Origin of the sequence: Pantoea septica, from assembly GCF_002095575.1 — a bacterium.
GTDB classification, from domain to species: Bacteria; Pseudomonadota; Gammaproteobacteria; order Enterobacterales; family Enterobacteriaceae; genus Pantoea; species Pantoea septica.
In genome coordinates this window covers 1-12,602 of the sequence record NZ_MLJJ01000060.1, presented here as the reverse complement: position 1 = coordinate 12,602, position 12,602 = coordinate 1, and the positions used below count along the sequence as shown (strand labels likewise).

11 protein-coding genes and 1 pseudogene are annotated in these 12,602 nt (G+C 50.3%); 4 read left to right on the top strand and 8 right to left on the bottom strand.

The window, feature by feature from the left end:
• Window positions 1–684 precede the first annotated feature (684 nt).
• From HA46_RS20010 to HA46_RS20000, 3 genes are all read right to left on the bottom strand, one after another.
• The gene (locus HA46_RS20010) at window positions 685–1,713 is read right to left on the bottom strand and encodes a RepB family plasmid replication initiator protein (RefSeq protein WP_084886371.1); all 1,029 of its coding nucleotides are present in this window, start codon (window positions 1,711–1,713) and stop codon (window positions 685–687) included.
• A 1,255-nt stretch (window positions 1,714–2,968) separates the two neighbouring features.
• The gene (locus HA46_RS20005) at window positions 2,969–3,943 is read right to left on the bottom strand and encodes a ParB/RepB/Spo0J family partition protein (protein WP_084886363.1); all 975 of its coding nucleotides are present in this window, start codon (window positions 3,941–3,943) and stop codon (window positions 2,969–2,971) included.
• Window positions 3,940–5,148, bottom strand: a complete 1,209-nt coding sequence (locus tag HA46_RS20000) for an AAA family ATPase (RefSeq protein WP_084886359.1) — start codon at window positions 5,146–5,148, stop codon at window positions 3,940–3,942. Before HA46_RS20000 ends, HA46_RS20005 begins: the two co-directional genes overlap by 4 nt.
• Window positions 5,149–6,136: 988 nt before the next feature.
• Between HA46_RS20000 and HA46_RS19995 the strand changes: the two genes are divergently transcribed.
• The gene (locus tag HA46_RS19995; RefSeq protein WP_084886354.1) at window positions 6,137–6,955 is read left to right on the top strand and encodes a helix-turn-helix transcriptional regulator; all 819 of its coding nucleotides are present in this window, start codon (window positions 6,137–6,139) and stop codon (window positions 6,953–6,955) included.
• Here the strand turns inward: HA46_RS19995 and HA46_RS19990 are convergent.
• The gene (locus tag HA46_RS19990; RefSeq protein ID WP_065647944.1) at window positions 6,926–7,564 is read right to left on the bottom strand and encodes a LysE family translocator; all 639 of its coding nucleotides are present in this window, start codon (window positions 7,562–7,564) and stop codon (window positions 6,926–6,928) included. The two genes, HA46_RS19995 and HA46_RS19990, sit on opposite strands and share 30 nt — an antisense overlap.
• Window positions 7,561–8,862, bottom strand: a complete 1,302-nt coding sequence (locus tag HA46_RS19985; RefSeq protein WP_084886349.1) for a hypothetical protein — start codon at window positions 8,860–8,862, stop codon at window positions 7,561–7,563. Before HA46_RS19985 ends, HA46_RS19990 begins: the two co-directional genes overlap by 4 nt.
• 226 nt (window positions 8,863–9,088) lie before the next feature.
• Here HA46_RS19985 and HA46_RS19980 point away from each other — a divergent pair, with 226 nt between their 5' ends.
• From HA46_RS19980 to HA46_RS19970, 3 genes are all read left to right on the top strand, one after another.
• On the top strand, window positions 9,089–9,361 hold the full coding sequence (locus HA46_RS19980; RefSeq protein WP_065647946.1) for an AbrB/MazE/SpoVT family DNA-binding domain-containing protein: 273 nt from the start codon (window positions 9,089–9,091) through the stop codon (window positions 9,359–9,361).
• Between the two features lie 229 nt (window positions 9,362–9,590).
• On the top strand, window positions 9,591–9,950 hold the full coding sequence (locus HA46_RS19975) for a type II toxin-antitoxin system RelE/ParE family toxin (protein ID WP_084886344.1): 360 nt from the start codon (window positions 9,591–9,593) through the stop codon (window positions 9,948–9,950).
• The gene (locus tag HA46_RS19970) at window positions 9,947–10,246 is read left to right on the top strand and encodes an XRE family transcriptional regulator (RefSeq protein WP_065647948.1); all 300 of its coding nucleotides are present in this window, start codon (window positions 9,947–9,949) and stop codon (window positions 10,244–10,246) included. The genes HA46_RS19975 and HA46_RS19970 overlap by 4 nt, the downstream gene beginning before the upstream one ends.
• Before the next feature lie 190 nt (window positions 10,247–10,436).
• On the opposite strand, the gene umuC is transcribed toward HA46_RS19970, so the two are convergent.
• From umuC to HA46_RS19955, 3 genes and pseudogenes are all read right to left on the bottom strand, one after another.
• Entirely contained in the window at window positions 10,437–11,711 is a 1,275-nt protein-coding gene (gene umuC, locus HA46_RS19965) for a translesion error-prone DNA polymerase V subunit UmuC (RefSeq protein ID WP_084886375.1), read from the bottom strand.
• Between the two features lie 8 nt (window positions 11,712–11,719).
• Window positions 11,720–12,166 carry a translesion error-prone DNA polymerase V autoproteolytic subunit gene (gene umuD / locus HA46_RS19960; RefSeq protein ID WP_084886339.1) on the bottom strand — a complete coding sequence of 149 codons (447 nt, stop codon included), beginning with the start codon at window positions 12,164–12,166 and terminating at the stop codon, window positions 11,720–11,722.
• A 114-nt stretch (window positions 12,167–12,280) separates the two neighbouring features.
• A pseudogene (locus HA46_RS19955) lies at window positions 12,281–12,602 on the bottom strand (IS1-like element IS1B family transposase); the annotation flags it as partial.

The following is a 12,602-nucleotide window of genomic DNA, read 5'->3' as shown; positions in this document are numbered from 1 at the left end:
GTTGGAGTCATTACCGGACACGTGCGTATCTCTGAAAGAGAAACCTGTTAGCACACTGATTTCCTCACGAGCTCAGTTTCTGCGATTTCCTCGCTTTGCAGATTCAAGGTAATTGTCTGCCATGACGTTCATCGCCTGTCATGAGTGGTTATATGTGAGGACTATCACTCCTTACAGCTTATATAAGCTATAAGGAGTGGATGTTATGGCTTGATCATAAGCTGTAAAGAGTAAACATAAGCTATAGGAAGTAATGTGAGTTCTGCTATTTTATAGCTGAGAAGCCGGAAATGCATATAAACCATTAAAAATCAGCAGGATAATCTCAAGTAAGAAAGACTCTGACTTGTTAATCATAAGCTGTAGTGAGTAATCAGCTACCCGCCATCACTGCATAAGCTGTAGTGAGTGGAATAAGCGGCAATTTGCGTTCTTTATAAACTGTAGTGAGTAAGAATCTTCAGAGGGAGAGGTTATATAAACTATAGTGAGTGACCTCGACTCCTCAGCGCATAGATATAAGCTATAAGGAGTAAAACGCGCCCTTTGTACCACAGAGCTAAGCTGTAGTGAGTAGTTTTTTCTAAAGTTAATAAAATTCAGAGAGTTACTATAAGACTGTACTTACAGCCTCATTAATTCTTTGCTCTCCTGATAAGAGAACCACTCATCACAGCTTATCTGTTACTGAGACTTAAAAATCTTTTCCAGATCCTGAAGTGAAATACCGAGCTTATCCAGAAGTTCAATCTTTTCCTGCAGTTGCGGATCGAGTGGCTCTTTTGTTTTCGTTGTTGCCTTCGGTATTTCCAGCTGCTCCGTCTTGGGCGCTCTGAGCTTTGGATAGCGATTATGGACCTGGAAGTAGACGCTGCGTCCCTTCTGAACTTCGCTATAGTCCAGATAACCAATCTCTTTGAGCTGCTCCATCGCACGGCGCACTGTCTGGTTCTGTGAAAACACAGGAGAGCGCAGATTCAGCCTTTCGCGAAGGCGCGCCAGTGAGATAGGGGCCGGGTTCTTGGGAAGGCTTTCAATGTAGGTATAGAGCGCCTGAGCGGACTCACGGCGTTTAAGCGCGTTGATCGCCTTGAGCTGCAGTAACACCTTGTGATCAAACTCGTAGAGCTCGAAAAGCTTCGGGTCAGCCTGCAGGATAACAATGTCCTTTTTGGTATCGTAAAAAGCAGACTGGACCAGATGCGTGATGTATTCTTTTGCGTCGTCCCCGCTTTTTGAAGAGAAAGAGATGGTAGTGCTGGCAATACGCTTCAAAGACGGGCTGATACGCTCTCTGAGCTGCTTTGAGGAGCGACTTGAGGGAATGCCGCAGAGCTTGGCAAACTCTACAAATGAGAGCTGTACCTTGTTGCCAATGACCTTGTCTTTGTGCTTTGCAAAGGAATGGATGATCCCGACCCAGGTCTTGAAATCGTTATCCATATCCAGGCGCGGGCCGACTATCTCAACCTTTTCATAACCTTCTGCTTTCGCAAGAGACAGGCGCGTCAACTCCTCGGTGGCATCGGTTGTTGAAGAGGTGTTTTTCTTGCTGTTTTTTAACGACTTAAGCGTAGGGACAAATACGCCCAGGCGCATCAGTGCCACCGGCTGCACGGTATTATTGGCATTCGGCGTCAGGGTTACGATTTCCCCGGATTTTGTGTCTTTTTCTTCAAAAAGCTTTGTTAAGTCAAGATTGTCGCTGGCCACAAGCGTTCCTGCACACGTTTCAGAGGATCGTTGAGCATGATCAACCGATCCGGATTGTGAATTGTTAGATAACAACTCGCCAATGATCGAAGTAACCCTCTGACAAGCAATCAGATTAGTTATCCACAATCAAAACGGGAAATGAGCGATAAACTCACTATAGCTTATGTGTTTTCCTAATTACAGCTTATATTTTACTTTCTATAGCTTATTGTGATCTCTGTATAGCTTATATTTTACTTGTTATAGCTTATGCGGACCCCGCTTCAGGCCAGAGCTGGTGCGGCCTGCGGCGATCGGGGATCTCTTTGGGATCTATAAAGGATCTCATTAGGATCAATTTATTGGGATCTATCACGTGGATAAGTGGATAACTCTAAGGGCTTTCTGCTTAACAGGCATACTCGCGCCATCATCTACGGGTCATTTATAGCCGATCTCTGCTGCAGATAAACCGTCGCTGTAGACCACTCTTAGCCAGCCTGCATTTATGTACTGGTGAAAGCCTTGAGGTGCTATGGGGTCTCACCCTCACTCTATGAAAGAAATGTGATGAGAAACCTCTCTGAAATTGTCTGAGGTGTTTTGTGCTCACTACCAGTTCGTCATACATTCCCTCTTAAGCGATTACTCAGCAATAATGTCACAGGATGAGGAGCCAACATTATGCTCGCATATAAAAACCCTGGTCGTATAGGACTGCTAAAAGGTATGCTAAAAATGCTCACACTTATTTTTTAAGCAACTGTTATTAAATAATATTTTTATTTTATCAGGCTTGATTGTGTGTTTTTTGCACAGGCCTATAAGATATTGAAAGCAACGTTATCAGCACAGCCACCACAACTATCGGACAAGTTCTTCGCATCAATTTGTACGTTGAGACGCTACAGATATACCTTCTTCTATGATTCAAGACGTGGGCAACGAACAGCGGTTCCAGTTAACAGACCATGTGGCGTCTTAAGTGGAAAGTAGTCATTGTGAGTTTCCCTATCACTTCTGCATGTTTGATCGATAATTCTTATAAGCTGAACGTTAGGGATTCAGGGCCAGGCAGATTGGGCAGTTGAGTCAACTGTGAAGGCTAAGCCGTGCAGAATCAGGATATTCAATGATGGGAATTTCAAGTTGAAATTTTCCCATATTGGCGAGATATAACAGTAAGTTAGAGCGGTTTTTTGGTGGGTATCCAATAAAAAGGGGAGATACTCACTGGAGTAACTCCCCCTTCTTTTGCACACTGGATTGAAAATTATTTTGTGAGCATCTTTTCAATTACGGCTTTCACCGCATCATCCAGCTCTGCCTGCCAGGCCGCAGGAAGACGCGAAAACTCATACGTCACAAGACGCTTTTCGGCGTCCGTTTTTTTCCGCGCAAACTGCTTTTTATCGCTGAATTCCGCTATTTTTTCGGTCACGACTTTTTTCGCATCACGCGCTGACTTAGGTTCAGCACTGGCTGCACGAAAGTAACCAATAATCTTTGCCTTAACAGCCGGATCATCGAGCTCAGTGAGCGCATCATGCGCAATACGTTCGCGCACGCCCTCTGCCAGTTCCTGGACACTGATTTGCCTGCTCACCGCTTTTTCTGCAATATCCAGTAAGGTCTTATAGTCGTTAATAGAGAGCTCGCCGACGGAGGGAAAGACCGCAATCATTTCATCGGGTACCGACGCCGCCTGAAAAGCACGCGTGACTTTTGCCGGCGACAGCCCTTCCGCAGCAGCAATGTCAGACTGATTCATATGCTCCGGGTACATCAGCTTAAGGCGATTACCCAGTTCACGCAGTGTGTGCTCTTTTGCCGTCTGAATGTCGATGGCCAGCTGCCGGGCGTCTGAAAGCGACAGCTCATCTTTCGTCACTAACACTTCAAATGGCATACCGCTGTAAAGGCACGCGGCCCTGCGGCGTGAACCGTCCAGGACTTCAATACGCCCGTCTACCTCACGGCCAATAGCCGGAAAGAACTGCTGCAGTTTAATGGTGCGTGAAATATCGCTGACGGATTCTTCAGTTAAAAAGGCCTGATCGCGGCCGTTAATCGTGGCATCCACGTAAGTCTGCGTTTCGATGTCATCATGCAGAATCTTGCTAAGCGTAAACCGTGCGGTGGCACCGGATTTAAGGGTAAAAGTACGGGCACTTTCCGTTTCGCTCAGCATTTTGCTGAAGCTGGAGTTACCCAGGGTGCGTCCCATTTTCTTCAGTTCTTTCATTATCGCATCCCTCTGACGAACTCAATCCGTTTAAACACGGCCTGTGTAAAGCGTTCGGCTTCACGTTTGGCATTTTTAAGCGCTTCTGAACTGCCCGGATATGACTGTGGATCGGCACTGACGATGGTGTCGAACGTTTCCCCGCAGCGCTCAAACCCATCCAATCGGGGCAGCGTGGCGTCCAGGATGTAAGACGTAAACACGTCCCGGGCCAGCCCGTGAGTCATCTCATGATCACGTTTGGACGTCATCTTGGACATGAAGCCGATATTTCCTTTTATACGCGGTGTAATCCCCTCCTCTTCCAGTTGCTCCAGCATATCGGGTAAGCGGGTGAGATATTTCAGGGTTGAGTGGAAGTCCACCTGCGCGGGCGGTGTTGGCGTGAGAAGCAGATCGCTTGCCGCAATGGCATTAAGCATGAATGCGTCAAGATGAGGCCCGGTGTCGACAAAGATGAAATCATAGTCGCTTCCCACCCTGTCGATAATGTTTCGGCGCAGAACTTCAGAAGGCAGTACGCCGGGCAGGTGTTCCTGAACCAGGCGATCCCACTGGCTGGCCACAAACCCATCATCAATGGAAGCCGGAATAATATCCACATCCGGAATGATGGTTGGCTTGATGATTTGTTCTCTGAGCTGTTGCGCATCAAGATCATTCAGCATGGCCTGAGCGGCGGTTTCGACAATCGACCCGATGCTGTTTGCCTGATTCAGGAACATGGTGCTGGATGCCTGCGGATCCAGGTCGATAACCAGATTGCGCAAATCATACTGCAGTAAGTCAGGGTGAACGCGTAATCCATGAGCAAGCGTCACGGTACTGACCGTTTTGGACACCCCACCCTTGAGATTGACGACGAAGATCACAAACGGGCCTTCGCCCTTATGGATGTCGCGGTATTTTGGCACCTTCCGGTGAGCGTAGATATCTACAACGTCCTGAACAGTCAGCGCGTAATGTTTCGCATTACCGGCATCCTTTTTGCCAAATACATGCCCTTTGGATTCCATTTCTTCAATGGCCTGCTCAACAGCACGGCGGCTGAGCTTAGGCAGGTTGGCCACGGCATTACGTGTGAACGTCTGATAGAACTGATCGAGACCGAATTCCTGGCGCTTATCAATAATGTCATCACTCATACTGCGCAACATAGCATTCGCTCTGCGCGCAGTTTCATCCACTCCACCGTAGTTACTTTTCATCATCCGCTCCACTGACAATTAATTTCGCTAGTGTACATTTATGAATGCTTTGAGCAACATTTTTCTGTATTCAATAAAAAGTTGTACAGGCCAGTGGTATGAACTTGTTGCCTCTTGTTCTGCTTTTACGGGGGGATCAGCTAAAAGGCAGCGGGTGAAATGCCGCAAGCCCCTGCCCTTTCCCTGTTTTGCATCTCACATATCTGGGTCTGAAAGCTGAATGAAATTCCCATGCGATTTTCAATGTTAACTAATTGATTTAAAATATTTTTATGGATTTATTTCAATGTGAAATTCCCATGTGGTTTACTGCTCACTCACGGTTTGAACAGAATTTTAACCTGATTGTCAGGTGGATGGACACACGCAGTTATAAGGCCACGATGAGTAAGCATTACGGGCAGTGAAAAGTAGCCGGGCGCTAATTCACTCCCAACAGATACTGCATTCAGCCCCAGACTTGTTGAATCCATAGAAGAAGTGGAAAGCTGATCAGGTCATGGCTCAGCACGCTGGCCTGTTTAACCGCTGCGACGATAACGTGCAGGTGTGTCCTATTCATGAACATAGCAACGGATACTGACCAGACACGAAGTTTCGCAAAGGCGACCGCCCCGGCATTATGGCCGCTGACTGTATTGCAACACATGTAATCGGATTGACTGTCAGCTCTTCACGCAGTCAGGGAGAGAATGCCTGCTGTCAGGCTGCAGATGAACGTATGGGCACACCACCTTTTGAATTCACCTGTTCGCTTGCCAAATTCATCGCCGAAAGCTGTGCATTGCCCTGCCCTCTTTTATACAGACTAAAGGGAAGAAATACCGAACGTAAAATACCGACTCAGCATTCCCCGCAAGGATGCTGGTCAGTGTCCTGGACGTTCAGGCACCGTGAAAGCTTTGCCGCGGAGAGTTGAAAAAAGTGGCGGGGAATGGTTTAGTAAACGTTAATAATCATTCACTATTACTGCATAAGGCCCATTATTTTGTCGCTACAGTCTGCAGAGTGGTTTAGCCGCAATGGCGTGGAATGCTCCCGCGTCAGTGCCTGTAATGCTGGCTTTCCAAAACATCTTCATGATGAGTACGTCATTAGCGCCAACCTAACAGGTGTGGAGGAAATCTGGCTGGCAGGTAAAACCACGTACGTTAAGAGTGGGCAGGTGACTTTATATAATCCGGGGACCATTCAGGCGTCGCGTTTTGACAGTCAGTCCGTTGATTTTATCAGCGTGCACATGCCCCAGAGCGTCATGAAACTGCTGGCTGATGAGGACAGTATACGCAGCGACAGCCATGCGCCCGTTCTGCGCGAAGGCATTATTGAAAACAGACGACTGTTTAATGCGCTGTACCGGTTTGCGGCTTCCGCGCGCGAAGGTGAAGGGGCAAATGAAGAGCAGGAGCTGATGTTGCTGTGCGGCGAACTGCTGGAGACCCCGGCATTTCTGCAGGGCAATGACGAACAGAGGCTCAACATTGTGATTGAATACCTGAGAGAAAATCTCAGCGTTAAACCCCAGCTGGATAGGCTTGCGCAGATGGCGGGGCTGAGTAAATATCATCTTGTGCGCTTCTTTACCCGGCATACGGGTATGCCGCCCCTGCAGTACCATATGCAGCTTCGCCTGCATCACGCTCGAGACTTACTTCGCAGAAACGTTCATCCGCTTGATGCGGCAATAATGCTGGGTTTTTACGATCAGAGTCATTTCATTAATGCCTTTCGAAAAGTAATGGGGACGACGCCCCATCATTATGCTTCGCAGGTCTGCTCAGGCCACCATAAATTCCCGGTATCCTGATACAATGACATAGAGCGCAAAATAGCTGAAGATAAGGGCCGAGGCGATGTAGGAATATTTAAGCAGCCGCTGACCCAGCATCCTGCCGCCGAAGCTCCCGACAAGGCAAAGCACGCATGTCCAGAACATACCCGCTATAAAGAACCCGCTCAGAAACCACGATGTACCAGTCAGGCTATGATGACCCATCCGCGAAATCAGCGCACCGCCCACGGTGGCAAACCACAAGATGGCTGTGGGCGAGGACATGGCTAGTACAACACCCCGTCCGAACTCCCGCAGGAGTGGGCGAGCCTGATGAGATTCGCTGACATTAAGTTCTGCTGCTTTTCGGTATGCGGCCACCAGCATTTTACCGGCAAACCATAACAGCAGGGCTCCACCGCCTATCCACAGCACCCAGCGGACCACTTCATACTGAAGCAGCACTGCCATGCCTGCCAGCGCCAGTAATGCATAGGCCAGGTCACCGACGCAGGTGCCCATACCCAGCCAGAACCCATGGAAATACCCGCGCTGCATGGCAAGGGTGATCATGGCGATATTGGCAATGCCGATATCGAGACACAGCGATAAACTCAGTAAAAAGCCGTTTGAGAATTCGATCATAATAGAAAACCTTTTATCTTCTGGTCGTATTCAATCATGTCGACCGTTTTGCCAAGCCGGTTGAGCAGCATTGCAGCTTCTTCACGCTGATGATGCGGTGAATAACGTTGCAGGAACTCCCCGGCTTTTCCGGTATCACCTTGAAGAACGGAGAAAGTCATTGCACTGGCCAGCGCGGTTAAAGCCGGTTTAACCGCGGCGAGATCCACTTCATAGTGGGTTCCATTCCAGTACAGGCACTGATGTTCCGTCAGCCATTTAAGCTGAATATACGCCGCCCCGGCATCGGGATAGTCGCAGGGACCACGACGCAGATACCGAAGCATCTCCAGAAGAAACACCCTCAGCTGATGCGTTTCATCCAGCTGCAGTGCCTGACGGGTATCCTCTGTGAGGCACATCAGCAGACCAAACACGTCAGCCAGCGCCTCCTGGATGACCATGGATCCCCATCGGTCCAGCTTGCTCAGGCTGCCGAACCTCATTTTTTCAATGACAATTGAATGGCCCAAATCGTGACCTCTGAACCACGCAATCAGGTGACGGGCACAGATGCTGCTTTCCGGAATAACGTTTTGTTGCCAGCCGAGCAGAGAGGCCTGGGTTCGGGCGAAGCGTTCGAACAGGTTAAGATACGTATTTGCAAACACGATGGTGCGTTTTTGAGGCGCGTACTTGACGCCTTCGTCTTCAGGGAAGAAATAAGCAAAGTGTTTGGGATAGCTGTTGGCTTCGCCGGCAATCGCAAACAGATCAACGATTTTGTAACGGCAGCCGGGCAGGGCAATCAGCCGTGCATCAATATGGCGCTGCAGCCAGGTCAGGTTATCTGAAAAAAGGTCATCCACCACATCAGAAACTTCCTGCAGGGCGCGATTAGGTAATCCAAACCATGCGGAGTAATGCTGTGCTCTGGATTTACCCACCCATGTCGACATATAGCCAATACCCTGCACCAGTTCCTGTTCATCAAGACCGGCTATCTGCGGGAGCAGTTCGCCTGCGGTACGGGGATCTGAAAGCACATCAGCGCGCAGTTGCAATGCTTTTCGGGTGTCCGGGTCGGCAAATTCCCGGGCGAGCTTAAAACAGATAATGCTGAGCTTTTCTTCGACGGACTGAAGTAAAGTGGTACCGGTTCGCGTGGCAACCGGATGAATATGATTTGCTGCATCGGCAAGCCGGGTAGCCTGATGAATAAGGTCCAGCACAGCCGGAGAAAGTGAGTCCGGCAGCGGAATATCCATCATATGGATGTGATATGAATCAGCTGCAGGCCAGAATGGTGTCGTAAACATGAAATTCCCTTCCATAATGATTAACGAGATACTCACTTAACCAGTCCGCATGTTTTCGGTATTGGAAAGAATTGCGCTGTAGCCTCAGTTCACGTTAACGGGCAGGCATACAGCTACTGACAGCGTCTTGTTACTGTCTAAAACCGGCTTTAGCAAACCTCACAGTAAAGTCAGATATCGCTTGTCTGGCGCCGTGCGCATTGTCAGAGAGGAGAAGGGGAGAAATATGGCAGACCTGACATTACTTCAGCAGAACGGTATTTTAGTCATCACGGTTCCGGATGATGTGGCTGTCCGGGCCGGCTGGATGCCTGGCATCCGGCTTAACGTCACCGTTGAGGGTGAGACAGTGTCACTGACACCGGCTTCACGCCTGCCCCACGGCCGTAAAACGCAGGCGCATCTGCTGTCCGTTATCGATCTGAATGAGATCAGCTACCTCAACGAAGAAAGTCACGACGGACTTAATGACGCGCCGCAGGGTAAAGAATTAATCTGAGGGTCAGCGTTCATGACAGACCCGCTGTTTAGCAGGCCGGGGCCTGCCGCTTACCCTGAGCGTATTCAGTCTGGCTGATGTCGGGCATATTGCATTTATACAGCCTGCCACCTGCGCAGATATGAAAACCTGGCGATAAAGGATGTTGGTATAGCAGACAGAGCGCAGTATTGAAAAAATAGACTGTGATATATATGCTGTATAGACTGTAATATATAAAGGTGGGCGTGTGTGGATCGTTGAAACCACGGATTTATTCGCGGAATGGCTCAGAGAGCAGGACAGGGCGATGCAGCTGGATGTGCTTGCCGCACTGAACCTCCTGAAGCAGGAAGGCCCGCATCTTGGCCGGCCGCATGTGGATACGCTTTACGGCTCAAAAATCCCGAACATGAAAGAACTGAGGGTGCAGAGCAACGGGCGGCCCGTAAGAGGGTTCTTTGTGTTTGACCCCATGCGTAAAGCGATTGTCCTGTGTGCGGGTAATAAAGAAGGCGCAGATGAAAAGCGCTTCTACAAGACCATGATTAAAACAGCGAAAAATGAGTACCACCGACATCTGGACCAACTGAAACGGAGCGGGAAATGAAAACGCTTGATGACCTGATGGCTGATCTGACACCTGATGAACTCACGCAGGTTCATGAAAAAGTCGCGGCAATGCGACTTGATTCTCAGCTGTATAAACTGCGTGAGGCGCTGTCGAAAACCCAAAAGCAGCAGGCTGAAGCCATGGGTATTGCACAGCCTTCTGTTGCGGCTATTGAAGGGCGCGGTGAAGATCTGAAAATTGCCACGCTCAAACGTTATGTTGAGGCGCTTGGCGGTCAGCTGACAATTGGCGTCAATATGCCGGGCGGTGAGCACGTCGATTTTACCCTCTGAGTGATGCTGATATCCCGGTGCGTCAGCGGAATTGCGCCTGACGCATTTTTCAGCGAGTAACGGCGAGCGATGCTCCTGTGAGTCACGCAAAACAGGGACGTTATGGCTGGCTTCAGGGCCAGTTTGAGAAAGCGTTTCCGAAACAGGTTCCCTGAGAAGAAAACAGGCGAACTCCCGTTTGCCTACCCGGCTATAATACGCGTGCAACAGGAATGTCAGACCAGCGTGTGGTCCAGGCTGGGCTGAGCATCTCCCGCTTCATGTTCCATTCGGTATTCACTCCCTGTCCTGCAAACCACACGTTTCCCAGCCCGGACTGATTAATGCCGTCCAGCACTTTCATGAGCTGCGCACTGTTCTTTCGTGGCTGCCTGTCATCAAAGAGATTGAGCTGACTCACTCCGTCTGGGGTAAAGTCATCGAGCATGATGCCCGCTTTCATGTACCGGCGACCTTCGAGCCAGATGCGATCGAGCGATCGCATGGCCACGTCAATAATGTCCCGCGTATCCTGGGTAGGCAGGCTGAGCTTTTCTCCGGCGCTGTTTCCGTAAAACACCTCGTTGACCGCATGCGGCGAGGTGCGAATAAACACGCTGACACGCCGGCAGAACTGCCGCTCGCCCCGGAGCTTTTCGGCCGCTCTTGTCGCGTACAAGCACAGCGCCTGCTGCATGGCGACCTTTGAGGTGATGCGCTCACCAAAAGAGCGGGAGCAGCAAATTTGTTGCTTGGCAGGGGGCAGTTCCTCAAGCGGAATACAGGATTCGCCGTTCAGTTCGCGTACGGTTCTCTCCAGAACCACGTTAAAGTTTTTCCGGATGAGGGCAGGGTGGGCGCGTGCCAGCTGTAGCGCATTATGGATACCCATCAGATTCAGGCGTTTGCCGATGCGACGTCCCACCCCCCAGATTTCTTCCACAGGCTGATTTTCCAGAAGAGTAGCGGTGCGCTTTGGGTTGTCTGGCGTAAGCGCGAGCACGCCCCGAAACTGTGGCCACTCCTTGCTGGCCCACTGTGCTGACTTCGCCAGCGTTTTGGTCGGCCCCATACCAACGCCAATAACCAGCCCGGTGGTATTCATCACATGTATTCTGAGGCGGCGGCCAAAATGTTCATAATCTTCGCAGCCGTTAATGCCCGTCAGGTCGAGGAACATTTCATCAATGCTGTACTGTTCAACACGGGGGGGCAGTTCTTCCAGGGCTGTCATCACGCGCTGGCTGAGATTATGGTAAAGCCCGTAGTTCGAACTGAAGATAAATACCTTTTCGGGATAGAGCTGGTTCTTTATCTGAAACCATGGCGTGCCCATTTTTATGCCAAGTTTTTTTGCGCTGGCGCTGCGCGCAATGACGCAGCCGTCGTTGTTGCTCAGTACCACAACCGGCTTACCGCGCAGATCCGGGCGGAACAGCGCCTCGCAGCTGGCATAAAATGCGTTCACGTCGGCGAGTCCGAACATGGGCATAATCACCTCCGCGAGCGCGTACTGTTGAAAAACCACGTCACTACGCCGAGCAGCTGCAGCTCCTCCGGATAAATCACGGGGTAGGCGGGGTTCATCGGGAGCAGGGCGGGGCGGGGATGCAGCTGCAGGCGCTTGACCGTAAATTCTCCGTTAACTTCGGCGATAACAATATCGCCGTGGGAAGGCTTCTCGGCGCGATCGACAACCATGACGTCGCCATCGCACAACCCGAGATCGCGCATGCTGTTGCCGCTGGCGCGGACAAAGAAAGTAGAGGCGCGCCGGCGGATGCAGAGTTCATTCAGGTCCAGCTCTTTCTCAACGTAATCTGCCGCCGGAGAGGGAAACCCTGCGGCGCAGGGCTCTGCATAGAGGGGTACCCTGACGCGGGGAGTAAAAATCGGGGGCCAGAGCAGTGTCAGGCCCCCGGCAAAACTGCCCGGATTCATGATCCGGTCCCCGGGAAAATGGCTGACCTGCCGGTGATTGCTGTCATTGCTGTAAATAAAGTGCGCATAAAAATCCTCCTCTGAATTATACTGGTTATGGGTAATGGTCCCAACTTATTGATAGTGTTTTATGTTCAGATAATGCCCGATGACTTTGTCATGCAGCTCCACCGATTTTGAGAACGACAGCGACTTCCGTCCCAGCCTTGCCAGATGCTGCCTCAGATTCAGGTTATGCCGCTCAATTCGCTGCGTATATCGCTTGCTGATTGCGTGCAGCTTTCCCTTCAGGCGGGATTCATACAGCGGCCAGCCATCCGTCATCCATATCACCACGTCAAAGGGTGACAGCAGGCTCATAACGACGCCCCAGCGTCGCCATAGTGCGTTCACCGAATACGTGCGCAACAACCGTCTTCCGGAGCCTGTCATACGC